Source organism: Amycolatopsis sp. NPDC054798 (genome assembly GCF_053611505.1).
The window spans coordinates 1-24,603 of record NZ_JBSHAM010000106.1 but is presented as its reverse complement, the minus strand read 5'-3'; the positions used below and the strand labels follow the sequence as shown (position 1 = coordinate 24,603).

25 protein-coding genes and 1 rRNA gene are annotated in these 24,603 nt (G+C 70.2%); 9 read left to right on the top strand and 17 right to left on the bottom strand.

What is annotated here, in order from left to right:
* Window positions 1-91 (top strand): 5S ribosomal RNA (gene rrf / locus ACWGIC_RS38620); the annotation flags it as partial.
* A gap of 1,026 nt (window positions 92-1,117) precedes the next feature.
* Here the strand turns inward: rrf and ACWGIC_RS38615 are convergent.
* The 6 genes from ACWGIC_RS38615 to ACWGIC_RS38590 form a co-directional block, all read right to left on the bottom strand.
* Window positions 1,118-2,320 (bottom strand): L,D-transpeptidase, encoded by a 1,203-nt coding sequence (locus ACWGIC_RS38615; RefSeq protein ID WP_452080899.1) that lies wholly within the window; start codon window positions 2,318-2,320, stop codon window positions 1,118-1,120.
* A gap of 134 nt (window positions 2,321-2,454) precedes the next feature.
* The gene (locus ACWGIC_RS38610; RefSeq protein ID WP_452080898.1) at window positions 2,455-3,324 is read right to left on the bottom strand and encodes a patatin-like phospholipase family protein; all 870 of its coding nucleotides are present in this window, start codon (window positions 3,322-3,324) and stop codon (window positions 2,455-2,457) included.
* 65 nt (window positions 3,325-3,389) lie between these two features.
* Complete coding sequence (locus ACWGIC_RS38605; protein ID WP_452080897.1) at window positions 3,390-4,067, bottom strand: DedA family protein; 678 nt, start codon at window positions 4,065-4,067, stop codon at window positions 3,390-3,392.
* Window positions 4,068-4,170: 103 nt separating this feature from the next.
* Window positions 4,171-5,172, bottom strand: a complete 1,002-nt coding sequence (gene lipA / locus ACWGIC_RS38600; protein WP_452080896.1) for a lipoyl synthase — start codon at window positions 5,170-5,172, stop codon at window positions 4,171-4,173.
* Window positions 5,173-5,202: 30 nt separating this feature from the next.
* Window positions 5,203-6,147, bottom strand: a complete 945-nt coding sequence (locus tag ACWGIC_RS38595) for an oxidoreductase (RefSeq protein WP_452080895.1) — start codon at window positions 6,145-6,147, stop codon at window positions 5,203-5,205.
* Window positions 6,148-6,166: 19 nt separating this feature from the next.
* A complete protein-coding gene (locus ACWGIC_RS38590) occupies window positions 6,167-6,688 on the bottom strand; it encodes a hypothetical protein (protein ID WP_452080894.1) in 522 nt (173 codons plus the stop codon).
* A gap of 132 nt (window positions 6,689-6,820) precedes the next feature.
* Here ACWGIC_RS38590 and ACWGIC_RS38585 point away from each other — a divergent pair, with 132 nt between their 5' ends.
* Both ACWGIC_RS38585 and ACWGIC_RS38580 read left to right on the top strand, forming a co-directional pair.
* Complete coding sequence (locus tag ACWGIC_RS38585; protein ID WP_452080893.1) at window positions 6,821-7,441, top strand: TetR/AcrR family transcriptional regulator; 621 nt, start codon at window positions 6,821-6,823, stop codon at window positions 7,439-7,441.
* A 25-nt stretch (window positions 7,442-7,466) separates the two neighbouring features.
* Window positions 7,467-8,402 (top strand): LLM class F420-dependent oxidoreductase, encoded by a 936-nt coding sequence (locus tag ACWGIC_RS38580; protein ID WP_452080892.1) that lies wholly within the window; start codon window positions 7,467-7,469, stop codon window positions 8,400-8,402.
* 62 nt (window positions 8,403-8,464) lie between these two features.
* Here ACWGIC_RS38580 and lipB read toward each other — a convergent pair whose 3' ends face one another.
* The 7 genes from lipB to lpdA form a co-directional block, all read right to left on the bottom strand.
* On the bottom strand, window positions 8,465-9,208 hold the full coding sequence (lipB, locus tag ACWGIC_RS38575) for a lipoyl(octanoyl) transferase LipB (protein ID WP_452080891.1): 744 nt from the start codon (window positions 9,206-9,208) through the stop codon (window positions 8,465-8,467).
* Window positions 9,205-9,834, bottom strand: a complete 630-nt coding sequence (locus tag ACWGIC_RS38570; RefSeq protein WP_452080890.1) for a phosphatase PAP2 family protein — start codon at window positions 9,832-9,834, stop codon at window positions 9,205-9,207. The genes lipB and ACWGIC_RS38570 overlap by 4 nt, the downstream gene beginning before the upstream one ends.
* Window positions 9,831-10,709: a TIGR01777 family oxidoreductase gene (locus ACWGIC_RS38565; protein WP_452080889.1), complete on the bottom strand. Its 879-nt coding sequence runs from the start codon at window positions 10,707-10,709 to the stop codon at window positions 9,831-9,833. Before ACWGIC_RS38565 ends, ACWGIC_RS38570 begins: the two co-directional genes overlap by 4 nt.
* Window positions 10,710-10,724: 15 nt before the next feature.
* Window positions 10,725-11,210, bottom strand: a complete 486-nt coding sequence (locus ACWGIC_RS38560; RefSeq protein WP_452080888.1) for an ArsR/SmtB family transcription factor — start codon at window positions 11,208-11,210, stop codon at window positions 10,725-10,727.
* Between the two features lie 5 nt (window positions 11,211-11,215).
* Window positions 11,216-12,322: a serine hydrolase gene (locus ACWGIC_RS38555; RefSeq protein WP_452080887.1), complete on the bottom strand. Its 1,107-nt coding sequence runs from the start codon at window positions 12,320-12,322 to the stop codon at window positions 11,216-11,218.
* A gap of 114 nt (window positions 12,323-12,436) precedes the next feature.
* A complete protein-coding gene (gene sucB / locus ACWGIC_RS38550) occupies window positions 12,437-14,227 on the bottom strand; it encodes a 2-oxoglutarate dehydrogenase, E2 component, dihydrolipoamide succinyltransferase (protein WP_452080886.1) in 1,791 nt (596 codons plus the stop codon).
* 55 nt (window positions 14,228-14,282) lie between these two features.
* Window positions 14,283-15,656, bottom strand: a complete 1,374-nt coding sequence (lpdA, locus tag ACWGIC_RS38545; RefSeq protein ID WP_337820430.1) for a dihydrolipoyl dehydrogenase — start codon at window positions 15,654-15,656, stop codon at window positions 14,283-14,285.
* A gap of 193 nt (window positions 15,657-15,849) precedes the next feature.
* Here lpdA and ACWGIC_RS38540 point away from each other — a divergent pair, with 193 nt between their 5' ends.
* The gene (locus ACWGIC_RS38540; protein WP_452080885.1) at window positions 15,850-16,197 is read left to right on the top strand and encodes an oxidoreductase; all 348 of its coding nucleotides are present in this window, start codon (window positions 15,850-15,852) and stop codon (window positions 16,195-16,197) included.
* 1 nt (window position 16,198) lies between these two features.
* Here ACWGIC_RS38540 and ACWGIC_RS38535 read toward each other — a convergent pair whose 3' ends face one another.
* Window positions 16,199-17,182 (bottom strand): SMI1/KNR4 family protein, encoded by a 984-nt coding sequence (locus tag ACWGIC_RS38535; RefSeq protein ID WP_452080884.1) that lies wholly within the window; start codon window positions 17,180-17,182, stop codon window positions 16,199-16,201.
* A gap of 205 nt (window positions 17,183-17,387) precedes the next feature.
* Between ACWGIC_RS38535 and ACWGIC_RS38530 the strand changes: the two genes are divergently transcribed.
* Window positions 17,388-17,831, top strand: coding sequence for a hypothetical protein (locus ACWGIC_RS38530; protein WP_452080883.1), 444 nt, complete (start codon window positions 17,388-17,390; stop codon window positions 17,829-17,831).
* A 159-nt stretch (window positions 17,832-17,990) separates the two neighbouring features.
* On the opposite strand, the gene ACWGIC_RS38525 is transcribed toward ACWGIC_RS38530, so the two are convergent.
* Entirely contained in the window at window positions 17,991-19,493 is a 1,503-nt protein-coding gene (locus ACWGIC_RS38525; RefSeq protein ID WP_452080882.1) for a leucyl aminopeptidase, read from the bottom strand.
* A 104-nt stretch (window positions 19,494-19,597) separates the two neighbouring features.
* On the opposite strand from ACWGIC_RS38525, the gene ACWGIC_RS38520 reads away from it, so the two are divergent.
* A complete protein-coding gene (locus ACWGIC_RS38520) occupies window positions 19,598-20,455 on the top strand; it encodes a sulfatase (RefSeq protein WP_452080881.1) in 858 nt (285 codons plus the stop codon).
* Complete coding sequence (locus tag ACWGIC_RS38515; protein ID WP_452080880.1) at window positions 20,448-21,074, top strand: DUF402 domain-containing protein; 627 nt, start codon at window positions 20,448-20,450, stop codon at window positions 21,072-21,074. The genes ACWGIC_RS38520 and ACWGIC_RS38515 overlap by 8 nt, the downstream gene beginning before the upstream one ends.
* A gap of 16 nt (window positions 21,075-21,090) precedes the next feature.
* Here ACWGIC_RS38515 and ACWGIC_RS38510 read toward each other — a convergent pair whose 3' ends face one another.
* Window positions 21,091-21,393 (bottom strand): hypothetical protein, encoded by a 303-nt coding sequence (locus ACWGIC_RS38510; RefSeq protein ID WP_452080879.1) that lies wholly within the window; start codon window positions 21,391-21,393, stop codon window positions 21,091-21,093.
* Window positions 21,394-21,489: 96 nt separating this feature from the next.
* Between ACWGIC_RS38510 and ACWGIC_RS38505 the strand changes: the two genes are divergently transcribed.
* On the top strand, window positions 21,490-22,593 hold the full coding sequence (locus ACWGIC_RS38505; protein ID WP_452080878.1) for a branched-chain amino acid aminotransferase: 1,104 nt from the start codon (window positions 21,490-21,492) through the stop codon (window positions 22,591-22,593).
* A gap of 64 nt (window positions 22,594-22,657) precedes the next feature.
* Here the strand turns inward: ACWGIC_RS38505 and cobT are convergent, their stop codons facing one another.
* Window positions 22,658-23,728 carry a nicotinate-nucleotide--dimethylbenzimidazole phosphoribosyltransferase gene (cobT, locus tag ACWGIC_RS38500; protein WP_452080877.1) on the bottom strand — a complete coding sequence of 357 codons (1,071 nt, stop codon included), beginning with the start codon at window positions 23,726-23,728 and terminating at the stop codon, window positions 22,658-22,660.
* A 79-nt stretch (window positions 23,729-23,807) separates the two neighbouring features.
* On the opposite strand from cobT, the gene ACWGIC_RS38495 reads away from it, so the two are divergent.
* A complete protein-coding gene (locus ACWGIC_RS38495) occupies window positions 23,808-24,509 on the top strand; it encodes an IspD/TarI family cytidylyltransferase (protein ID WP_452080876.1) in 702 nt (233 codons plus the stop codon).
* Window positions 24,510-24,603: the final 94 nt, after the last annotated feature.

Genomic DNA, 24,603 nt, shown 5'->3' with positions numbered 1-24,603 from the left:
GCCCGGTCCCATTCCGAACCCGGAAGCTAAGCCTGACTGCGCCGATGGTACTGCAACCGAAGGGTTGTGGGAGAGTAGGACACCGCCGAACTTACCTTGAATGGTCTGGGCCCCGGTCCGAGAACCCCCTGTGGTTCTCCCGGGGCCCAGACTCATTCCCGGACCCGGAAACCGAGGCCCGAACCCTGACGGGGTTCGGGCCTTCGTCATGCCCAAAGCTTTCTCGGCAGACCCGGAAACTTTGGCTTGGCGGACGGTGCGGCAGCAGTCCCTTGCTCCGCCCCTTCCTGGGTGAGGTGGAGCAGGGGGCTGGGCCGGGATAGATCACGCCGCGGACTCCGGCTGGCAATAGAACCATTGTCGCGCTGGAACCACTGCCACAGCGGACGCTTCAGGCCCGCGAGAAGGCGATGCGAATCACCCGACTCTGCGGGCAGTCCCAGCTCGTTCGCAGTGCGGTGAGCTAGCGGCAGGAGAGGACCACGGTGTGCCGCAGGGGAAATGAGCGCGGCGGATGCGAGGAGCCGCAGCCGGCGGCACGACGAGGCCGCGGCGAGGGGCAAGGAGCAGCCGGAGCGGCTACAAGGAGCGGGAGGCGGCCGCGGTGAGCGAACAGGCCAGTCGGGCGCGATGCGAGGGAAGCGCATCCAGCAACAGGGCGAGTCGCGCGACATGTGAGGAGGATCCATCTAGCAGGAACAGCCGTGCGCGCGGCGAAGAGCCATCCCGCAGCGGAACCAGTCAGGCGCGGCACGAGAGGAACGCCTCGAGCACGAGGACCAGTCGTGCCGAGTGCGGCGGAGACGAAGCTGCCGGGACAGGCGGGCTCGCTGCGCGGCGAGCGGCAGGTCCGGTTGTGCCTAAGTGCGACGGAAACGAAGCCGCAGGAACAAGTCGGGCGCGATGCGCGGACGAACTCAGCGAGCAGCGCCGACCGCAGGGAAACAGCCATCCGGCCCGGGCTCACTCTCCTCGCCGCCCCCGCGACAACCCAGCTCAGCCCAGCATCTGCCCAACCCCGGCTCCAGGCAGCAAAAAAGGTGCCGGAGCGCGAAGCCCCGGCACCTTCCCTGTCGAACCGCTCAGTCGAACCGAACCCGAATCCCGGCCGTCGGCCTTACTTCAGGGCCGAGCCCTTCTGCCAGTCGGTCCAGGACTTGGACCAGTCGCCGTACAGGTCCCACACCGGGAGCTGCGGGCCGCCCGAGTTGGTGACCTCTACGACGTCTCCGAGGCCGAAGTTGTTGAAGAACCATTCGGCGTTGGCGGCGTTCAGGTTGATGCAGCCGTGCGAGACGTTCGAGCTGCCCTGCTGCCCGACGCTGTTCGGGTTCTCGTGGACGAACTCGCCGTCGTTCGAGATGCGTTCGGAGAACTTCTCGTTCGAGCGGTACGCCTTCGGGTCCGGCGGGCACACGCCGTACGTGCAGGAGTCCATCGTGTAGTTCGCCTGCTTGTCCGAGATGACGTGCGGGCCGAGATGCGTAGGCGTCGCGTCCTTGCCCATCGAGATCGGCATCGACTTCACCATCGAACCGTTGTGGAAGATCTGCATCTGCTCGCTGTTGCCGTCGGCTTTGGCGATCCACGAATCGTGCACCTTGTACGTTTCGGTGCGATCGTCCGCTCCGTACACGCCATTTCCGAAATCGACGCCGTAAATCTTCGCGTTGACCGTGAGCGTGGTGCCCGGCTTCCAGTATTCCTTCGGCCGGTAGTGGACGTTCTTGTCGTCCATCCAATACCAGCTGCCGTCTTGCTTCGGCGAGGACTCGACCGTCAGCGCCTTCTCTACCTCGGCCTTGTTCTTGACCGCGACGCCGAAGCTGAACACGATCGGCTGCCCCACTCCGACGCCGGCGCTCTTCACCGCGTTCGGGGCCGGGATCAGGTTCGCGTTCGCCTGCTTCTTCGGCGACAGCGTGGTGACCTGCCCCTGCTGTTCGACGGATTTCCCGTCCGTGCTCTGGGCATGCGCCTTCACCTGGTAGGTGCCGCCGTAGCCGAGCACCTCGGTGGTCGTCCAGCTCAGCTTGTCCGGCGAGAACTCGCCCTTGACGGGTTTGCCTTTGGCGCTCATGACCGTGACGTCCGTGAGCTTCCCGTTCGCCGCCTTCACGACGATGGGCGTGCTCGGGCTGATCCCGGACGCGTTGGCCGGTTCGATCGACACCGACGCCGGTGTCACGGCCTGGCTCGCCCCGCCCGGACCGCCGGGCTGGCCGGCGTCGCCGCCGCCGTCCCCGGAGGAACAAGCGGAAAGCAGCAGGGTCGCCGCGAGAATTCCGGCAACCGGAAAAAATGTCTTCTTCGGGAACATTATGTCTCTTTTGTGAGGGTCGCGGACCGGCAGGGTTCAACTGCAAAACTACGCGATCGGAAAGACGCCCCGACTGGCGGATCGGTGCATTGGAGTGACGCGGATCACGTCGCGATTCCGGACCGTCACACGGCTCAGGGACGCAGCAATCCGGGCGCTCCGTACAAGCCGGGACCGTCGACGGTGAGTTCCTTCAGGTGGTCCCGGGCGGCGTGGTAGGCCTGCGCCGCGAGATCGTCGGTGCGCGAGAAGTCCAGCGGGCTCACTTGAACCGGCGCCGGGCCGGGCAGATAGACCACCGGCACCTGCCGGGCGGCGACGGGCGCCTCCAGGACGGCCTGGTTGCGCATGCTGATCATCGCGGTGAACATCATCACCTCGGCGAACGTCCGGGGCGCGCCGGGCATTTTGCCGGGAAACGCGCAGTCGAGGACGACCAGCGATTTCGCGCCCATCCGCAACGCTTGCCGCATCGGGACATTGGCGACCAGGCCGCCGTCGTAGAGGAGACGGTCCTCGTGCGGCACCGGCGGATAGATGCCGGGGATCGCGCAGCTCGCCAGGAGCGGCGCCTGCAGCGGGCCCGAGGTGAGCAGGACCGGCTCGGCGGTGTCGACGTCGGTGGTGACGACGCCCAGCGGCAGCGCCAGGTCTTCGAACCGGCTCCCGGCGCCGAGGTGATCGTCGATGATCTTGGCGAGGCCGGTGTTCGGGAACAGATGGGTTTTGCTGTGCCGGAGCGTCCGGACCTGGCTGAACACGCCGCCGGGGAAGGCCTCGGCTTTGGTCATGTGCGCCCAGATGTCGCGGAGCCGCTCGAGCCGGTTGTCGCCGGGAAGGGAGAGCACCGCGGCGTTGAGCGAGCCGACGGACGTGCCGACCGCCAGATCCGGCGTGATGCCCGCTTCGTCGAGGGCTTGCAGCATGCCCACCTGCAGCGCGCCGAGGCTGCCGCCACCGCCGAGGACGAACGCGACCGGCTTCGGGAGGTCTAGTGCCTGCATACGGTCGAATCTAATCAGCGGAACGGTCCCCGGGCGGGTGACTTCGGGTGAGTTAGGTCGCCAGGTCAGCTGCCGGTGCGGACAGGCTCTTCCGGTTTCTCGTCCGGCGAACCGGCGGACCCGGCCACGCCGAGGGCTTTGCGTTTCTTCAAGCGCAGCAAGAAGAACACCAGCACGCCGACTACCAGCGCGGCCACCACCAGGAATCCGGTGTTCATCGCGCTCTCGACCTGCTTGGCCGCTTCGCCAAGGGCTGCGCCGAGGCTGATGTGCACGAGCGACCAGCAGAACGCGCCGGCGGCGGTCGCGGGGAGGAACTTGCGGAACGGAAGGTTCGACGCTCCCGCGGCGGCCGGCGTCAGGGTGCGCAGTACGGGCAGGAACCGCGCGAAGAACACCGCCCACGCGCCCCGGCGTTCGAGGACGCCGGTGGCCCGGTCCCAGGCGTCCAGTCCGTACTTGCGGATGAGCTTCGTTTCCCGCAGCCGCGGCCCGAACTTCCGGCCGAGGGCGTAGCCGACCGAATCGCCCAGTGCCGCGCAGACGGTGACCACCGCCCACAGGGTCAGGAAGCGGGACACGGACGTCGCCGTGGTCGCTGCGATCAGCAAACCGGACTCGCCAGGGGCGATGAAGCCGAGGCCGATCGTGCACTCGGCGAACACGAGCCCGCCGGTTGCCGCGACGAGACCCGGTTGGGGGAGTGCTTGCAACCAGTTGAGGAGGTCCGTTACTAAAGCCACACCATCACTTTACTGATTCTTGGGAATCGGCTGCCACGTTCGAGTGAACCGGAGACGAAAACAGGGGCCCAGTGCGTCACTGGGGCCCCTGCTTCAGGCGGTTTCAGCGGGACAGCAGGCTGCTGGCCTCCTGCGCCGCGGGTCCTTCGGTGGCGAGGTGAGCAAGGTTCTCCGGCAATTCCTCGCCCCGGTGAGCCTTGGTCTGCGCGTACAACCGGCCCGCGCGGTACGACGACCGCACCAACGGCCCCGCCATCACGCCCGGGAACCCAATAGCCTCAGCGGTTTTCGCGTGCTCGACGAACTCTTCCGGTTTGACCCACCGGTCGACCGGGTGGTGCCGGGGCGAGGGCCGCAGGTACTGGGTGATGGTGATGATCTCGCAGCCCGCGTCGAAGAGATCCTGCAAGGCGACGGTGACCTCTTCGGGGGTTTCGCCCATGCCGAGGATCAGGTTCGACTTCGTCACCAACCCCGCCGCACGCGCCTGCGTGATCACATCCAGCGAACGCGCGTACCGGAACCCGGGACGGATCCGCTTGAAAATCCGCGGCACCGTCTCCACATTGTGCGCCAGCACCTCCGGACGCGACCCGAACACCTCCGCCAACTGCCCCGGCTCCGCATTGAAATCCGGAATCAGCAACTCGACCCCGGTACCCGGATTCAACGCGTGAATCTGCCGGACCGTCTCCGCATACAGCCACGCACCGCCGTCAGCGAGATCGTCACGGGCGACACCGGTGATCGTCGAGTACCGCAACCCCATCGCCTGCACCGACTCCGCGACCTTCCGCGGCTCCGTCCGGTTCAGCTCAGCAGGCTTGCCCGTGTCGATCTGACAGAAATCGCAACGCCGCGTGCACTGGTCACCGCCGATCAGGAACGTGGCTTCCCGGTCCTCCCAGCATTCGTAAATGTTGGGACACCCCGCCTCTTCGCAGACGGTGTGCAGACCCTCGCGACGCACCAGGCCCTTGAGTTCCGTGAACTCCGGACCCATCCGCACCCGCGTCTTGATCCACGACGGCTTCTTCTCAATCGGCGTCTCACTGTTGCGCACCTCAAGCCGCAACAACTTCCGCCCTTCCGGTGCAGCACTCACGGGCTCCACCCTACGCCCGGAAAACCGGCCTCAGGCCGGGTCGGGGGTGACGCCGGTCAGCTCGGCGGTCAGCTCCCACAATGTGGTCCCGGACCGCGGATTCCGGGCCGGGGCAAGGGTGCGGACCTTCGCCGGGCGGCCGCGGACCGCGAAGACCGGTCCGAGGTAGTCGCCGCCTTCGACGTCCGGGGCTGTCGCGGCGTACAGCTGCGGCAGCGCGCCCTGTTCGACGCGTTGGGCCAGCAGCATTCCGCCGAGCTTGCCGATTTCCCGGAGTGCGCCGCGCACCAACGGGTTCTGGTACGAGCTGGCCATGTTCGTGGTCAGGCCGGTCGCGCTGTAGCCGGGGTGTGCGAGGACGCTGAGCACAGTGGAATCCGCCGCGCGAAGGCGCCGGTCGAGTTCGATGCCGAAGGTTTGGTTCGCCAGTTTCGCCTGGCCGTACGCGGCTGCTGCGCGGTACGGGCGGCGCTCGGCGTTCGGGTCGTCGAGGTGCAGGTGTGCGCCGATGGCGGCGACGCTGGACAGTGTCACGACCCGGCCGGCGTGTGCGCCGCGCAGGGCGGGCATCAGCAGCCACGTCAGTGCGGCGTGCCCGAGGTGGTTCGTGCCGAATTGCAGTTCGAAACCATCGGCGGTGCGGCCTTGTGCGGTGGCCATGACGCCGGCGTTGTTCATCAGCACGTCCAACGCGTCACCGGTGAGTTCGCGCGCCTTGGCGGCGGCTTCGCGGACGGACGCCAGGTCGGCGAGGTCCAGCTGGACAAGTTCGGGCGTGGCGCCCGAAGCCGCAGTGCGCACGCGGTCGAGGGCGGCCGCGCCGCGTTCCGGCGAACGGCAGCCGAGCAGCACGCGAGCGCCGTGTGCCGCGAGGACTTCCGCCGAACGCAGGCCGAGGCCGGAATTCGCTCCGGTGATCAGGACGGTCCGGCCGCTCTGGTCGGGGATCCGGGCCTCGGTCCAGCGTTCGTTCATCGGGTCAGCTAACTACACGTCACGCACTCGGCGCGAGCAGGCGCATCAGATGTCCGACCGGACCGCGCCTGCGGACCGGGCTGGCGTCACCGGCGCGCAGCAGCGCGTCGAGCGTCCGCCCGACCTTGACGATCTCGCCGGCGGGCTCGTCCGGTTCGGCGAGGCCGGCGGTGAGCGCCAGCATGTGCAATTCGGTGCGGTGCAGCGGTTCCAGTGCGGGGCAGCGCTCCAGCGCGCCGTCCAGCACCGCACGGAGGTCTTCGTGGTCGTGCTGCGCCTGCCGCCACGCCCGGGTGACGGCGTCGACCTGGTCGCCGGGCAGCTCCGCCTCGTCGGGGTCGGCGAACTCGGCACGCAGGTAGCCGCTGAGCAGCTGCGTCCACTTGTACTGCAGCGCCAGCAACAGGTTCTCTTCGGTGCCGAACTCGTCGGCGGCACCCGGGATTTCGGCCAGCGACAGCGGTTCCCGCGGAGCGCGCCTCGCTTGGCGGACAGCGGCATCGAGGATCTCTCGCCGCCGGTAGAAGTCGGTCCAGCTCATGGTGTGGCTCCCCTTCCGTGACCCGGGTCATACTGCCGGTCTGCGGCATACTCCCGGTACGGACCTGACGCAGCCAACATACCACGGGTATGGTCCGGCAGGCCCCGGCGTAAGGTTGTGAGCGTGCCGACAATGAGGTCCCGACGACTCGACTACTCCGAGTCGACCCGATCCGCCCTGGTCGACAGCGCGGTCGAACTGTTCACGAAACGCGGATACGCGGGCACCTCGCTCGACGAGGTGGCCAAACGCGCCCGCGTCACGAAAGGCGCGCTGTACCACCATTTCAGCGGAAAGCAGGCGCTCTTCGAAGCCGCGTTCGAACAGGTGGAAAGCCTGGTCTACGACCGGCTGCAGAAGATCATGACCGGCGACGGCGAGCCGTGGGAGCGCGCGATGGGCGGGCTGCAGGCGTTCATCCGCAGCTGCCTCGACCCCTCGTACCAGCGGATCGCCATCCACGAGGGCCCGGTCGTGATGGGCTGGGAACGCTGGCGCGAGGCCGAGGAGCAGTCCAGCTTCGGGCTCGTGCGGTCCGGGCTGCAGCTGCTCGTCGACGCGGGCGAGGTGGAGCCGGTTCCGGTCGACCTCACCGCGCGGCTGCTGTTCGGCGCGCTGTCGAGCGCGGCCACCGAGATCGCCGGCGCGGCCGACCCGAAGAAGGTCGGGGCCGAGATCGAGGACGTCATCACGCGGATGCTGTCCCGGCTGCGCCGCCCGGCCGGAGCCGAGGAACGGCCCGCCGCGGGGTGATCAGCCCGCGGTTAGGCTGGCGGACATGGACTTGAGGATCTTCACCGAACCCCAGCAGGGCGCGAGCTACGACGACCTGCTGCGGGTCGCGCGGACCACCGAAGCCGCGGGATACGACGCGTTCTTCCGCAGCGACCACTACCTCAAGATGGGCAGCGCGGACGGCCTTCCCGGCCCGACCGACGCGTGGATCACCCTCGCCGGCCTCGCCCGCGAGACCGAGCGGGTCCGGCTCGGCACGCTCGTCACCGCGGCCACCTTCCGCCACCCCGGCCCGCTCGCGATCTCGGTCGCGCAGGTGGACCAGATGTCCGGCGGGCGCGTGGAATTCGGCTTCGGCGCCGGCTGGTACGACGACGAGCACACCGCCTACGGCCTCACCCTGCCGCCGATCAAGGAGCGCTTCGACCGCTACGCCGAGCAGCTCGCGGTGATCACCGGCCTGTGGAAGACCCCGGCCGGGGAGAAGTTCTCCTACTCCGGCGACTACTACACGCTCGCCGATTCGCCCGCGCTGCCGAAGCCGGCGCAGTCGCCCGCGCCGCCGGTGATCATCGGCGGGGGCGGCAAGAAGCGCACCCCGGCGCTGGCCGCGCAGTACGCCGACGAGTTCAACCTGCCGTTCGTGGACGCCGAAACCGCGCTCGCGCAGTTCCAGCGGGTGGACGCGGCGGCGGAGGCGATCGGCCGCGACCCCAAGGAGATCCTGCGTTCGGTCGCGCTCGTGCTGGCGGCGGGCCGGGACGAGGCCGAGGTCGGGCGCCGGGCCGGGGCGATCGGGCGCGAGGTGTCCGAACTGCGCGCCAACGGGCTGGCCGGGACCGCGGCGGAGATCGTGGACCGGATCGGGCAGTGGCGGGAGAAGACCGGGATCACCCGGCTGTACCTGCAGGTGCTGGACCTCTCCGACCTCGACCACATCGAGTTCGTGGCCTCCGAGGTCGCGCCCCAGCTGGACTGAAAGCCGTGAGGGGAACCCTGAGGAATCAGATTCCCTCAGGGTGCCCCTCACGGACAGTCTGGTCAGTTCTGCAGGGCGAAGGTGACGCCGGGGGCCTTCGGGGCTTCCGGGCGGGGCAGCCAGCGGTCGTCGCTCACCGGCAGGTCGCCTTCGAGCGCGGCCAGCACCAGCTCCGTCGCCAGCGGCAGCACCTCGGCGACCGGGACGTCGCGCTGCAGTTCCCAGGACAGCGAGGTGACGCCCGCGTCGCGGATGCCGCACGGCACGATGTTGTCGAACGCGGCCAGGTCGGCGTTGCAGTTCAGCTCGAACCCGTGCATCGTCACGCCGCGCTGGACGCGGATGCCGATCGCGGCGATCTTGCGTTCGATGCCGCGCTCGTCGGCCGGGATCCACACGCCGCTGCGGCCCTCGACGCGGCCGGTGCGCACGCCGAACCGGTCGCACACCGCGATCAGCGCCTCTTCCAGCCGCCGCACGTAGTGCATGACGTCGATCGGGTCGGCGAGCTTCAGGATCGGGTAGCCGACCAGCTGGCCGGGGCCGTGCCAGGTGATCTTGCCGCCGCGGTCGACGTCGATCACCGGGGTGCCGTCGGCGGGCCGGTCCTCGGGTTCGGTGCGCTTGCCCGCGGTGTAGACCGACGGGTGCTCCAGCAGCAGCAGGGTGTCCGGCCCGGTCTCGTCCGCGCGCGCGGCGAGGATCTCCCGCTGCAGGTCCCAGGCCTCGGTGTAGTCGATCGTCCCGACCTCCCGCACGACGAGGGGTTCGGTGGCGATCCGACAGCTTGCGCTCGAAGAACTCACCCGTCGAGGCTACGCCTTTCGCCAGCCGGAAAGGGGATCAGCCGGAGTGCGGTCGCTGACACCAGTCCCACGCCGAGCACCGCGAGCACGGCCCCGATCGTGTCGGTGACCCAGTGCACGCCGAGCACGATCCGGCAGGCCGCGGCCAGCACGGTCGCGGCGGCGGAAATCCAGAGCGCCCACCGCGCGAACCGCGGCCGGAGCCAGGCGCAGAGCAGGACCGCGACCAGTCCGGTCGTGGCGACGGAAACGACGTGGCCGCTGGGGTAGCTCAGATCCGGGTACACGCGCGGGCGCTGCCGCTGGAACACCGGCTTGAACGCCAGGCTGGTCAGCCGGCACAGCAGAAGCACCACGGCGAGCCGCGCGCACAGGGAGAACTGCGACCGGTCTCGCAGCACGATCGCCAGGAGCACCACGCCGAGTGCGTATGGCAGCACTGGGCCGAGGACGTTCGTCACGACGCCCGCGATCTGCCCGGCCGGGCGAGCGTCCTGGCCGCGCAACGCAGTCGCGACCTCGAGGTCGAGCTGCAGCGGCTGCCGGTCCACCAGGAATCCGAGCCAGAGGAACGCGCCGAACAGGACCGCCCCGGTGACGATCCACCGCACGCGCGGCATCGTCACGTCGCCGCGTCGAGCGCGGTGTCGACGGTGCGGTGCCGGAATTCGTAGCCGCTGGCCTCAAGCTTCCGCGGCACCGCGCGCTGCCCGAACAACGCCATCTCCTCGGCGGCTTGGCCGAGCGCGAGCTTCATCGCGATTTCCGGCACCCACCACGGCGCCGGCCGGTGCACGGCGCGGCCGAGCGCGCGGGTGAACTCGGCGTTGGCGACCGGGATCGGACCGGTGAGATTGACCGGGCCGGACAGCGTGTCGTGCTCCAGGATGTGCAGGAGAGCACCGATTTCGTCGTCCAGCGCGATCCACGGCATGTACTGGCTGCCGTCGCCGAGGCGTCCGCCGAGCGCGAGACGGAAAAGCGGGCGCAGAACGTCGAGCAGACCGCCGTGGCGGGCCAGGACGAGACCGGTGCGGACCGAGACCACCCTGGCGTTCGCCGCCGCGGCGGTCGCGTTCTCCCATTCGGTGCACATCTCGGCGAGAAAACCGTTGCCGGCCTTGGTGTTCTCATCGACCACAGTGGACCCGGTGTTGCCGTAGTAGCCCACGGCGGAGGCGTTCACCAGCACTCCGATGCCATGTTCGGCCACTGCTTCGGCGAGCACCTCGGTCGGCTCCACCCGGCTGTCGAGCAGCTGCTGTTTGCGCATTCCGCTCCAGCGGCCGGGCAACAGCGGCGCGCCGCACAGGTTGACCACCGCGTCGACGCCGTCGAACGCGCCGTCGTCGATCCGTCCCGAGGGCGGGTCCCAGCCGCACTCGTCTTTCGCCTGGGCTGCGCGTCGCACCAGCCGGCGCACTTCGTGCCCGGATTCGCGCAGCCGTCCCGTCAATGCGGTGCCGATGAGACCGCCGGAGCCCGCGATGAGTACCCGCATGCCTTTGATCGTGTCCTATCGGCCCGGCTCGCGCACACCCGGGCGGAGCTGACCGGCGACGTCGGCGGCGGCGGTCAGCAGCACCAGCGCGGGAATCGCGGCCGTCGGCTTGAGCCGGTAACTGCCCCGGCGGTCCTGCTCGACCAGCCCGGCCGCGGTGAGCGCCTTGAGATGGTGGTAGAGCCGTCCGGGCGAACTGAGTTCGGCGGCTTCCTGCAGCGCGGCCCCGGTTTGCGCGCCGTCGCGGGCGAGCAGCCGGACGAGCGCGATCCGGTCGGTGTTCGCCAGCGCGGCCAGCACCTCGGCGCGCGGACCGTCCTCGAGCGCGAGGACCGCGGGCGTGGTGAGCCGGATTTCCCAGCGCAGCTCGGGATCGGTCAATTCACCCTGATAGCCGACGATCCCCTGCGGGTTGTTCTGGACGGGTTCGGCGGGCCGCCCCTCCAATGCGGCCATCCGGCGTTCGAGCGCCGCGACGCGCTCGGCGAGGTCTTCGGTCATGGGGGTCAGTGTCCCAGCGCGCGCTCCAGTGCCGCGAAGGCATCCGGGCTGGACAGCGCGTCGACGCCCAGCTGGATCAGCACTTTGGCGTATTGGAGATCCTCCAGAGTGGAGTTCTTCAGGAAGATCGTGCCGGTGCCGGGACGGCGGTCCGGCCACAGCACGTCGAACCCGAGGACGAGGAAGCCGGGAAGGTTGCCGCCCTTGTACAGCAAGGCTTTCGAGCCCGGCGGCTTGGGCACGACCGGTACGTCGAGGATCTGCTGCGCGAGGACGGCCGTACGATCGCGGCTCGTGGCGATCTCGTGGTGCATCCCGAACAACTGCGCGGCGCTGCCCTGCCCGGTCGCCGCTGACCACGCCATGATCGCTTCGACGGAAGGCGGCTTTTCGGCGGCCCGAGGGAGCATCTGGGCACGGAACGACGGGTCGCACGCGAACCGGTTCGACAGCGCGTCTCCTGCCGCCCGGCGGATCGCGACCGGGCTGCCCGGAGGCGGGCAGTATTCGGGGAAATACAGCAGCAACGTTTCGCCGCCGAACATCCGGATGTCCGGCATCCGCCAGCCGCCGCGGGCCGCGGCCTCCCGCAGGGCCCGGTCGCCGAGCCGGGCGCGCAGGTAGTCGGCCGCGGAGTTGTCGCTGACGAAGATCATCATTTCCGCGATGCTCCGCAACGGCACGCGCTGGTCCGGATTCTTCGCGACGCCGTACTCGTCGCACGGGATCCCCAAGTATTTCAACGCGTTCAGGTGGTTTCCCTGGCCGACTGGACCGTCGCCGATGTACGGATGCCGCGCGCCCCAGTCGCCGACGCGCACCTGCTCGGCCGGATCGAGCCGTCCTTGTGCGACCGCGGTGGTGTAGGCGAGCAGATGCACCACCTTGATCGCGGACGCGATGGTGAGCGACCTGTCCGCGAGATGGCTGAACCGGCGGCCGGTGCCGTCGGAGAAAACCGCGGACACGTCGTCGCGGTGCGCGGCGAGCCGGGCGAGCCAGCCTTCGGGAGTGGATTGGTCCGGGGGAGCGGCCAGCGCGAGCGAGGGCGCGACGATCGTGGCGGCCCCCGCTGCTGCGACCGACGTGAGCAAGCTTCGTCGAGTGAGCATGCCGCTGAGCTTACTCCGATATTCCGGAATTCCGGATTAGCCGAAAGTCGTACCACGGCGAAGGCCCCCGCACCCGGGTGGGTGCGGGGGCCTTCGGCCGAGGGAGTTACCGGATCAGAGACCCAGCTCGTCCTCGAAGTTGCCCTCTTCCAGCCGCTGCTTGATCGTGGTCAGGAAGCGGCCGGCGTCCGCGCCGTCGACCAGGCGGTGGTCGTAGGTCAGCGGCAGGTACGCCATCGAGCGGACCGCGATGGTGTCGTTGCCCTCGGCGTCGCTCACCACGACCGGGCGCTTCACCACGGCACCGGTGCCGAGCATGCCGGACTGCGGCTGCACGATGATCGGCGTGTCGAACAGGGCCCCGTTGGAGCCGATGTTCGTGACGGTGAAGGTGCCGCCGATCAGCTCGTCCGGCTTGATCTTGTTGGCCCGGGCCCGCGCCGCCAGGTCGGCGATGCGGTGCGCGAGGCCGGCGAGGCTCAGCTCGCCCGCGTCGTGGATCACGACCGAGAGCAGGCCGCGCTCGGTGTCCACCGCGATGCCCAGGTGCACGGCGCCGTGGTAGGTGATCTCCTTCGTGTCCTCGTTGTAGGACGCGTTGACGTTCGGGTGCTGCTTGAGCGCCTCGACCGTCGCCTTGGCGAAGAACGGCAGGAACGTGAGGTTGACGCCCTCGCGCTCCTTGAACGCCGCCTTCGCGCGCTGGCGCAGCTTGGCGATCTTGGTGACGTCCACCTCGTGCACCTGCGTGAGCTGCGCGGAAACCTGCAGCGACTCGCGGGTCTTGGTGGCGGTGATCTGCCGGATCCGGCTCGCCTTCTGCACGGTGCCGCGCAGGGCGGCGACCTCCGGCGACACCGCGGCGGCGCGCGGCGCGGACGGAGCGGCAGCGGCCGGGGCGGACGGAGCGGCAGCAGCCGGGGCCGGAGCCGCCTTCTGCTTGGCCTCGGCCGCGGCGAGCACGTCCTGCTTGCGGATGCGGCCGCCGACTCCGCTGCCGGTCAGCGACGCGAGGTCGATGCCGTGCTCGGAGGCCAGCTTGCGCACCAGCGGCGTGACGTACGGGCCTTCCGCGGAGCCGTTGTCCGCGGCGGCCGGAGCGGGCTTGCTCTCCTGCGCCGGAGCCGGGGCGGCGGGCGCGGGGGCCGGAGCCGACGGGGCAGGGGCGGGCTTGCTCTCCTGGACCGGGGCCGGGGTGGGCTCCGGAGCCGGGGCGGGCTTGCTTTCCTGCTGCGGGGCCGGAGCGGGCTTGGCTTCCGGAGCCGGGGCGGCGCCGGCGTCGCCGATGACCGCGAGCACCCCGCCGACCTCGACGGTCTCGTCCTCGCCCGCGCGGATTTCCAGCACGGTGCCGGCGACCGGCGACGGGACCTCGGTGTCGACCTTGTCGGTGGAGATCTCGAGCAGCGGCTCGTCGACCTCGACGGAATCGCCGACCTGCTTCAGCCAGCGGGTGACAGTGCCCTCGGTGACGCTCTCGCCCAGTTCGGGCAGCTTCACCTCGGTGCCCGAACCGCCCGCGGCGGGCGCGGTGTCCGGCTGCGACGGCGCGGATTCGGCCGGGGCGGCGGATTCGGCCTGGGCAGGGGCTTCCTGCTGCTGCGGGGCGGGTTCCGGCTCCGGCCCGGACTGCTGGGCCGGGGCGGAGGACTCGGGCACGCCGCCGGTGCCGTCGTCGATCACCGCCAGCTCGCCGCCGACCTCGACGGTGTCGTCTTCCTTGGCGCTGATCTTCACGACCGTGCCTGCCACCGGCGACGGTACTTCGGTGTCGACCTTGTCGGTCGAGATCTCGAGCAACGGCTCGTCGACCTCGACGGTGTCGCCCTCCTGCTTCAACCACCGGGTGACGGTTCCCTCGGTGACGCTCTCGCCGAGCTCCGGCAGCGTGACGGAGTAGGCCATTGTTCGCTGGCTCCCTTGATCGCTAAGACGTGGTCTGGATTGTGCTGGTTGCGCGTCAGCTGTGCACGTGCAGCGGCTTGCCCGCGAGGGCGAGGAACGCTTCGCCGAGTGCCTCGGTCTGCGTGGGGTGCGCGTGGATCAGCGGGGCGACGTCCTCCGGGAACGCCTCCCAGCTGTAGATCAGCTGCGCTTCGCCGATCAGCTCGCCGACCCGGTCGCCCACCATGTGCACGCCGACGACGGGGCCGTCCGGCGCCTTCACCAGCTTCACGCCGCCGGAGGTCTTGAGGATCTGGCTCTTGCCGTTGCCGCCGAGGTCGTAGGTGAACGTGGTGACGTCCGAGCCGTACTTCTCCTTGGCCTGGGTCTCGGTGAGCCCGACCGAGGCGACCTCGGGGTGCGAGTAGGTGACGCGCGGGATGCCGCGCTCGTCGATGGCGCGCGGGTTGAGGCCGGCGATCTCCTCGGCCACGAAGATGCCCTGCTGGAAGCCGCGGTGCGCGAGCTGAAGGCCCGGCACGATGTCGCCGACCGCGTAGACGTTCGGCAGGTTGGTGCGCAGCCGGTCGTCGGTGAGCACGAAGCCGCGGTCGATCTGGACGCCCGCCTCTTCGTAGCCGTGCCCGGCCGAGTTCGGGCCGCGGCCGACGGCGACCAGCAGCAGGTCGGCTTCCAGCGTCTCGCCGGATTCCAGCGACACGCTGACACCGTTGTCGTCCTGCTTCGCGCCGGTGAACCGCACGCCGGTCTTGAAGGCGATCTTGCGGCGGCGGAACGCGCGCTCGAGCTGCTTGGAGGCGTACTCGTCCTCGTTCGGGACCAGCCGCGGGAGCGCCTCGACCACGGTGACGTCGACCCCGAAGGAGGCCCACACGCTGGCGAACTCCACGCCGATCACGCCGCCGCCGAGCACGACGACCTTCTTCGGCACGTAGTCCAGCGTCAGCGCCTGCTCGCTCGCGATGATGCGGCCGCCGAGCTCGAGGCCGGGCAGGGTACGCGAGTACGAACCGGTGGCGAGGATGACGTTCTTGCCGGTGTAGCGGGTGCCGTCGACCTCGACGGTCGTGCCGCCGACGAACCGGCCGGTGCCCTCGACGAGGTTCACCTTGTGCGCCTTGGCCAGGCCCTGGAGGCCCTTGTACAGCCGGGAGACGATCCCGTCCTTGTACTTGTTCACCCCCGCGATGTCGATGCCCTCGAACACGGCCTTGACGCCGAAGGTCTCGGCGTCGCGGGCCTCGTCGGCGACCTCGGCGGCGTGCAGCAGGGCCTTGGTCGGGATGCAGCCCCGGTGGAGGCAGGTCCCGCCCAGCTTGTCCTTCTCGATCAGCGTGACGGAAAGGCCCAGCTCGGCCGCGCGGAAAGCCGCGGCGTAGCCGCCCGATCCGCCTCCCAGGATCACGAGGTCGGCGGAGGTGTCGCTCACTTCAATAACTCCTCGGCAGCGATAGGGGTGGAGCTTCGGTCGCCGCGGCACCCGGTATAACCGCGCGCGCGACAACAGCCATCTTGTCACTACGCCGATCGGCGTTGCGACCTAGCCGGGCCAAGGCGGCGCTGCGACACCGGCCACACGCGCGACCGGGAATAATGGAGTCCGGACTCCCGCCGGAAGAAAGGTGGTCGAAGTGGGGATCTTCGACTCGTTGCGCCGCCGCGGCAGACGTGGCCCGGCCACTGGAGCAGGCCGCTCCGGAGGCTCGGGCGACACCCGCTACCTGGAGGAATGGGCCGCCGCGCGACGCGGGGTGGAAGCCTTCGTCGAGCCGAAAACCACGGTGACCGACACCACTGTGGTGCTCGTCGCGCACGACGGCGAATGGACCCGCCGCCGGATCGGCAGCCTCGACGCCGCGCAGCGGTTCGGGCACAAGCACACGATCCCGGTGTACGAGGTCGCGCGCGTCGGTTACCCGAAGCGCATGCGCGAGTACACCGAACGGCAGAAGCGCCGCCCGGGCAGCTGAGTCAGGCACTGGCTTCCAGTAACCGGTGGTGGTGCTCCAACAGTGCGCGGAACGAGTCGTGCGCGGTGCTGCCGTAAGCGAGGTCCACTTCGACCGCTCGCCAGCTGTCGCCGGTGTGGGTGAGCAGGACGGTCGCGGGGTCGGAGACGATCACGACGGTTCCGTCGGCGCGGAGTTCGCGGGCGGGCAGCAGCCGCGGGAACACCACGTCCGCGGGTAGTCCGTCCGCGATGGCCAGAAACTCGCGGTAGTCGCCGGGCAGGCGGAGGCCGAGGCGTTGTTCGGCGGCGGCCAGATCGGCGGGCGATACCGGGGCCGGGGCTCGCTGCCCGCGCAGCCGGAGGATCGCCGCGACCAGCTCCGGAAGGGTGCCCGGGCCGGTCGGATGGCGTTCGCGCAGCGCGGCGATCAGCGCGCCTGCGCACTGGTCCGGCCACTCCGCGCCGAGCCCGAGCGGATCCGCGCCTTTGACCAGCCGGGCGGCGAGCGGCCGGGTGGCGGCGAGCGTCGCGACGTCCGGGTTCGGGTGGTTTTCCACGAGCGCGGCCCACGCGTCGAGATCGGCGGCGGCCAACGCGTCGCGCACCGGGTCCGGTCGTTCGGGGGCGATCGCGGAAACCACGCCCGCGACCGGCGAACCGTCGAATAGACCGTCCAAATCGGACGTTCGGCGGGCGAGAAGTGCTTGGTGGGCTTGTTCTTCCGCGTCCAGGTCGAGTGGGATGAGTGCTTCTGCCCATTGTGGACGGTCGCCGCGCGCCTCGAAGAGCATCGCCCAGGCACGGGCCCGGACCGCGTCGTCGGCGAGCACGGAGGCCGAGCGTCCGGTCACCGCTTGCCATTGCGTGACAAGGCGATCCGCGGCGTCGGCCGCGCCCGCGGTGGCGAGAAGAAGCGCGGCGTGCCCGATCCGTCGGTCAGCGGCGGCCTCGTCGGCGGTGAGGACGTCGCGGACGGCGGTTTCGAGGTAGTCGTCGCGCTGCATGTTCGCGAGCGTGCCACATGGCGGATGGTGCTGCTTCGGGGCGTCGAGGCTGGTTTGCCTCTATCCGCGGAAGGTCGGTAAAACAAGCGCACCTACTGACCGGAAAGCGGAGCACATGCGCGCTCGCTCGACAGCACTCGCTACAGCTCTGACGACCCTGGGAGCGGTCGTCCTGGCGGCTGCCTGCGGAGCGGGAGGACAGGCAATGCAGCCGACGATCACCGCGGCGGAGGCCAATCGGCGCGTCGAGGAGTACGCCGCGAAAGTGCGCGAGGCGCTGCCGCCGAACGCCGTGTACGAGCTTTACGCGTCGGAGGAGCACGGCGATTGCTCCGATCCGAGCGACAACGGCGTCAAGGGACGCGTGATCGCCAGCCGGAGTTACCAGGTCCGGGGACTTCCGGCGGACCGGATCCCCAGCTACTTCGACGCACTGCGCGCTTGGTGGCAAAGCCACGGCTTCCGCGTCCTCGACAACACTCCGCCCAACGAGTTCTTGTGGGTCGAGAACACCAGCGACGCGTTCCGGATGACGCTCAAGGCCAACAGCGACGGCGAGTTGTTCGTCATCGCGACCTCGCCGTGCGTGTGGCCGGACGGAACCCCGAAGGCTGTCGCTGCCGGAGCTTCCGACGACAGAAACGGTTGAGGTCGGACCCGCCTTGCGCGACCAGGTGCCGCAGCGAATGCCGGGTTAGGTGAATGCGGCGCACCGAACCGCTGGAAGCCCGCCCCTCAACGCCGCTTCGAACGCACCGAACGCCGCAGCGGGCGCGTCACCCGCTGCGGCGTCCGGAGATAAACCGAATCAGCCCTGGTCGGCGATGTCCGCCAGCACCGCGGCGATGGTGCGGACCGGGATGCCGGTGCCGCCCTTGCCGGTGTAGCCCCACGGGCCGCCGGAGTTGAAGGCCGGGCCGGCGACGTCGAGGTGCACCCACGGCAGGTCCGCGGGGACGAACTCGCGCAGGAACACGCCCGCGACGAGCATGCCCGCCCAGCGCTGGCCGGTGACGTTCGCGATGTCGGCCAGGCGCGAGTCGAGGTCGCCGCGCAGTTCGTCGGGCAGCGGCATCGCCCAGCCGCCTTCGCCGGTGGCCTGCATGATGCCCGCGACGCGGTCGCGGAACTCGTCCGAGCCCATCACGCCGGAGATCCGGTTGCCCAGCGCGACGACCTGCGCGCCGGTCAGCGTGGCGGTCTCGATCAGGTAGTCCGGGTTCTCCTCGGCGGCGCGCACGATCGCGTCGGCCAGCACGAGCCGTCCCTCGGCGTCGGTGTTGAGCACCTCGACGGTCTTGCCGCCGTACATGGTCAGGACGTCGCCCGGGCGGTAGGAGGTGCCCGAGGGCAGGTTCTCCGCGAGCGGGATGTGCGCGGTGACCTCGAGCGGGTACTTGAGCTTCGCGGCGAGCACGACCGACGCGAGCACGGCGGCCGCGCCCGACATGTCGGAGGTCATGTGGTCCATGTTCGCGGCGGGCTTGAGCGAGATGCCGCCCGAGTCGAAGGTGATGCCCTTGCCGACCAGCGCGACCTTCTTGCGCGCCTTCGCCGGCTTCCAGCTGAGCCGCAGCAGGCGCGGCGGCCGCGACGAACCGCCGCCGACGCCGAGGATGCCGCCGAAGCCCTTGCGCTTGAGGGCCTTCTCGTCGAGCACCTCGAACTCGAGGCCGTTCGCGTCGGCGAGCTTCTTCGCGCGGTCGGCGAAGGACGCCGGGAACAGGTCGTTCGGCGGGGTGTTGATCAGGTCGCGGGCGATGATCACCGATTCGGCGATGAACCCGGCCGCCTTCAGCGTGGCCTTGTGCTCGCGCGCGGTGCCCTCGGCCGGGCTGACCAGGTCGGCCTTCGCCAGCGGGCCGTCGCCCTTCTCCGAGCGGTACTCGGTGAAGACGTACGCGCCCAGCGCGATGCCTTCGGTGGCGGCGTGCAGGTCGACGGCCGACAGCGTGACGAACGCCCGCTCGGTGCCGTTCAGCGCGCGGGCCGCGGCACCGGCCGCGCGGCGCACCTGCTCGGCGGTGATCTCCCCGTCCTTCGGCTTGCCGAGGCCGACTGCCAGCACGACGCCCGCGGGCAGCTTGCCCAGCGTCGGCAGCTTCACGATCTCCTCGGCCTTGCCGGTCGCGCCGAGCGTGCCCAGCACCTCGGCGAGCTTGCCGTCGAACGCCGCGTCGGCCACCTCCGCGCCGGCGGCGAGCTCGAGGCCGTCCTCGCCCTGCAGAGTGCCGATCACGACGACGTCGGCGCGGGTCTTGCCCAATGCCGCATCCGTGTTCTCGGAGAGGGCAAGCTTCGGCACGGTCACTTCTGGCTCCTCGCGACGTCGCGGTGTGGCGCCGGGCGATCTGCCCGGTCGATCGTGAGCCATGCTAATGACAAAGCCATCCGGACGGGGGAAGGGGGACCGCGGTGCGGCTCGCGGGAGCACTCCTGGTGACGCTGGCGGCCGGCGCCGCCGGGACCGGGTATTGGGTTCTCGCCGGGGTTGTGCTCGCCGCGCTAGCCGCCGTCGGAGCTTCTCGGCTGCCCGCGCTCGGAGACGATCCGGCTGGCCGGATCGTCGGCGGATTATCCCGGCTGGCGCAGATCGTCGTGCTCGCGCAGGCCTTCGGCGCGTACGTGTTCCCGGTGCAGCCCGGGTATGCGGCCGCTGCGCTCGTGGTGTTCGTCGCGGCGGCCGATTTCGCCGGGCTGCGGCTGCCGGATCTGCTGGTCAAGTGGGTGCTCGCCGTGCTGCTGGCCGCCGCGGCGGTGCTCGTGGCGATGTGCTTGGCGGTCGCCCCGGTGGCGCAAACGGGCGGAATCGGAACGCCGCCGGTGGCCGGGATTGTCGTCGCGGCGTTGTTCCTGCTTCCGTTCCTCATTCCGGAACCGGGGGAGCGGAGCACCGGGCGCGCGCTCGTTCTGAGCCTCGTCGCGGTGGCGGTCACGGCGGTGACGCTGCTGCAGCTGGGTCCGATCCGGCTCGGATTGTCCGGTACGGCGTTCCGGGAGCTGCTTTCCGCCGCGGACGCGGGACAGCTCCAGTCGTTGCTCACGGTGATCGCGGTCCTGGCGACTCTTCCCGCTGCATTCACGACTTTCGTCGGTGCGCGACAGCGGTTCGCGCCGTCCGGCGGGGGGCCGGTCGCGGTGGGTGCGCTGCTGGCAGCGGTCGCCGCGGCGTTCGTTCCGCTGTCGGCGGTGCTGCTCGCGGCCGGGCTCGGCGCGGTCGCGGAACTGCTGCTGAGGGTGCGGGTTCGTCGCTACCGTGGCGTTCATGACTGAGCACCGCTGGGCGCCGGGACAGACGGTCGTCGAACGTTTCGTCCGCCCGGACGGCAGCGTCGGCCAGCATCATCCGCTGCGTGTGATCTCCGACGACGGCGAGACGCTGCTCGGCTGGCTCCCGCTCGGCACGCCGATCGTCGGCAGCAGGCTCGCGGACGGCCGGGCCCTGCGCGAAGCGCCGCTGGAACAACGGTTCCGCACCCCGCGCAGGATGGTGCCGGACATCTGGCACGGCACCTCGACGCTGCGCCTGATCCCCGACCGGGCCTGGTCGTCGGTGTGGTGGTTCTTCGAGGCGGACGGACAGTTCCGCGACTGGTACGTGAACCTCGAAGTGCCACGCGGGCGCACGGAAACCGGCCCGGACCGGATCGACGGCATTCTCGACCTGGTCGTGACGCCGGGCGCAGGCTGGAAGTGGAAGGACGAGGACGAAGCGGAGGCGGCCGTCGAGGCTGGACGCCTCACCGCCGCCGAACTCGAAAAGCTGCGCGCGGAGGGCGAACGGTTGGGCGCGCTGGCGGAGCGGGGCGCGTTCCCGTTCGACGGCACGCACACGGACTTCCGCCCGGAACCGGACTGGCCCGCGCCCGCCTTGCCCGCCGGGCTCTGCTGACCTGCTGGGCGCTGGCCTACTGGGCCAGCAGCACCAGTGCGATGAACAGCACGACGTTGACGACGAGCAGGATCACCACCGATTTGGTCGGCAGGTCCTTGGCGATCACCGTGCCGTGCAGCTTCTTCCACCAGTAGATGCCGAACCCGGCGACGACCAGGCCGAGGAAGAAGCCGAACCCGCTCGACAGCAGGCCCCAGCCGACCATCCCGAGCATTCCGGCGCCGAAGGTCAGCAGGGCCGCGGTGCCGAAGGTCTTGACGTCCGGCCCGGCGCCCGGCCCGGCTTGGCGTGCTGGTTGAGTGCTCACGCCGTCCATCGTAGTGGGGTGACGCTGCGAGCGCGGGGCAGTGCGGCGAGTAAAACCACAGGACTTCCGACTAACGTGCTTCCGACCAAGCGTTATTGTCTAAGCATGACGACAGCGACGCAGTTCACTCACGTTCCGAATCCGAGCCCCGCGAGTGCTGAACGCGTCGCCGAGGTACTTGCCAAGCCGGGGTTCGGCACGCACTTCACCGACCATATGGTCACTATCCGCTACAGCACCGAAAAGGGCTGGCACGACGCCAAGGTCGGGCCGTACGAACCGTTCACCCTCGACCCGGCCACGTCCGTGCTGCACTACGGGCAGGCCATCTTCGAGGGCCTCAAGGCCTACCGCCAGCCGGACGGCACGATCGCCGCGTTCCGTCCGGACGCCAACGCGCAGCGGTTCCGGGAGTCCGCCGAGCGGCTGGCGATGCCGCAGCTGCCGGTCGAGACCTTCATCGACTCGCTGCGCGAGCTGATCGCCGTCGACGAGCGCTGGGTGCCGACCCGCGAGGGCGATTCGCTGTACCTGCGCCCGTTCATGATCTCCACCTCGGCGGGGCTCGGCGTGAACAGCCCGGCCGACGAGTACGTCTACGCGGTCATCGCCTCGCCCGCCGGCTCGTACTTCAGCGGCGGCGTCAAGCCGGTCAGCGTGTGGCTGTCCACGGAATACGTGCGCGCGGCCCCCGGCGGCACCGGCGCGGCGAAGTGCGCGGGCAACTACGCGGCGTCCTTCGTGGCGCAGGCGCAGGCCGTCGAGAAGGGCTGCGACCAGGTGGTGTGGCTGGACGCGGTCGAGCGCCGCTGGGTCGAGGAGATGGGCGGGATGAACCTGTTCTTCGTCTTCGGCTCGGGCGACGACGTCCGCGTGGTGACGCCGGAGCTGACCGGTTCGCTGCTGCCGGGCGTGACCCGGAAGTCGTTGCTGCAGCTGGCGAAGGACGCCGGGCACAAGGTCGAGGAGCGCCGGATCTCCACCGACGAATGGGAAAAGGCGGCTTCCTCGGGCGAGCTGACCGAGGTGTTCGCGTGCGGTACGGCGGCGGTCATCACGCCGGTCGGCCACGTGAAGCACGGCGGCGGCGAGTTCTCGATCTCCGGCGGACAGCCGGGCTCGGTCACCATGGCCCTGCGCGAGCAGCTCGTCGGCATCCAGGAAGGCACCCGCCCGGCCCCGTCCGGCTGGATGACCCCGCTCACCTGAAGCTAGCTGTCCGTGAAGGGCTCCTTGAGGGAATCAGATTCCCTCAAGGAGCCCTTCACGGCTTTCAGGACGAGAGCGGGCCGGAGACGCCGGATTGCTCGTGCGTGGTCATCTCAGCCAGGACCCGGGCGGCCATCATCAGCAGCGGCAGCGCGGTGACCGCACCGGTGCCTTCGCCGAGGCGGACGTCGAGGTCGAGCAGCGCACCGAGGTCCAGCTGTTCCAGCGCGAGCGCGTGCGCGGGCTCGCCGGTGAGCTGCCCGGACATCCACCAGCGGCGCGCGCCGGGAGCGAGTTCCTCGGCAACGAGCGCGGCGGAGCAGACCACGAGCCCGTCGAGCACCACCGGCGTGCGGCGGACCGCCGCCTGCGCGAGAAAGCCTGTCATCGCGGCGATGTCCGCGCCCGAGGACGTCCGCAGCAGCGCGAGCGGGTCGGCCAGGACCGCGCGGGCCCGGCGCAGCGCGTCGCGGACCGCGGCGGCCTTGCGCATCCAGGTGTTGTCGTCGATGCCCGAACCGCGGCCGACCACGGCGACCGGCTCGCTGCCGGTCAGCGCCGCGACCAGTACCGACGCCGGGGTGCTGTTGCCGATCCCCAGGTCGCCCGCGATCAGCAGGTCCGCGCCGCCGTCGACCTCGGCGTCGGCGATTTTCCGGCCGGCGGCCACCGCGGCGCGCACCTCGGCGTCGGTGAGCGCGTCCTCGACGTCGATCGAACCGGAGCCGCGGCGCACCTTGAACTCGCCGATCGACCGCATCGCGGATTCCTCGGTGTCCACGGCCATGTCGACCACGCGCACGCCCGCGCCCGCCGCCGCGGCGAGCACGTTGATCGCCGCGCCGCCGGTCAGCATGGTCCCGACGAGTTGCGACGTGACCTCCCGCGGATACGCCGAAACGCCCTTCGCCGCGATGCCGTGGTCCCCGGCGAACACGACGACGCGCGGCCGGGTGAACGGCCGCGGCGGCGCCTGGCCCTGGCACGAAGCGATCCACACGCCCAGCTCTTCCAGCCTGCCGAGCGAGCCGGCCGGTTTGACGAGCTTGTCGTGCAGCGCGATCGCGCCCGACCGGGCCTGGTCGCTCGGCGGTTCGATCTCGCCGAACTCGATGCCCGTTTCGCCGGTGTCCACAGCCAGGTTTCCTTTCGCCGCTGGGCGTCCCGGAGCCCAACCTACCGCCGCCGGGGCGGGGCCCTTAGGGTCGGTCGGCGTGCGGGAATCGACGGCGGCCGGGGTCGTGCTGGCCAGTGGTGCGGGGACCCGGGTGGGGGCCGCGCTGAACAAGGTTTACCTGCCCGTCGCGGGCAGGCGGGTGGTGGCGTGGTCGCTGGACGCGTTCGCCGCGGCGCCCGGGATCGGCGTGCTGGTGCTGGTGATCCGGCCGGAAGACGCGTCGCTGGCCGAGGAGGTGCTGGCGGAGTTCTCGGTTCCGGTGGAAATCGTGACCGGCGGCCCGACGCGGCAGGCTTCCGAACTGAACGCATTGCGCCATCTCGCGCCGCGGATCGCCGACGGGACAGTGGATTCCGTGCTGCTGCACGACGGCGCCCGGCCGCTGGTGAAGCCGGAGCTGATCTCCGCGGTCCTGGAACGGACCCGGGAGGACGGGGGAGCGGTGCCGGGCCTCGCCGCGGACGACGTGGTCTCGACGGCCGGACCGGACACGGTGGCCGGGCCGCTGCCGGGCGCGATCCGCGTGCAGACCCCGCAGGGCTTCCGGGCGCGGCCGCTGCTGGCGGCTTACGAACAGGCTGCCGCGGAAGGGTTTCTCGGCACGGACACGGCCTCGTGCATGGAGCGGTTCTCCGCGCTGCCGGTGCGGTGGGTGCCCGGCAGCGCGGAGAACATGAAGATCACCTATCCGCACGACCTCGTGGTGGCGGAGCGGTTCCTGCTGCGACCTTCCCCGTAGCCGCCGCAGCGCTCGCAGGCGGTCCGTGAAGGGCTCCTTGAGGGGCTATGTTTTCCGGCAGGTGGGCTGCTCGGGGTTTTGGGGGGGGGTTGCC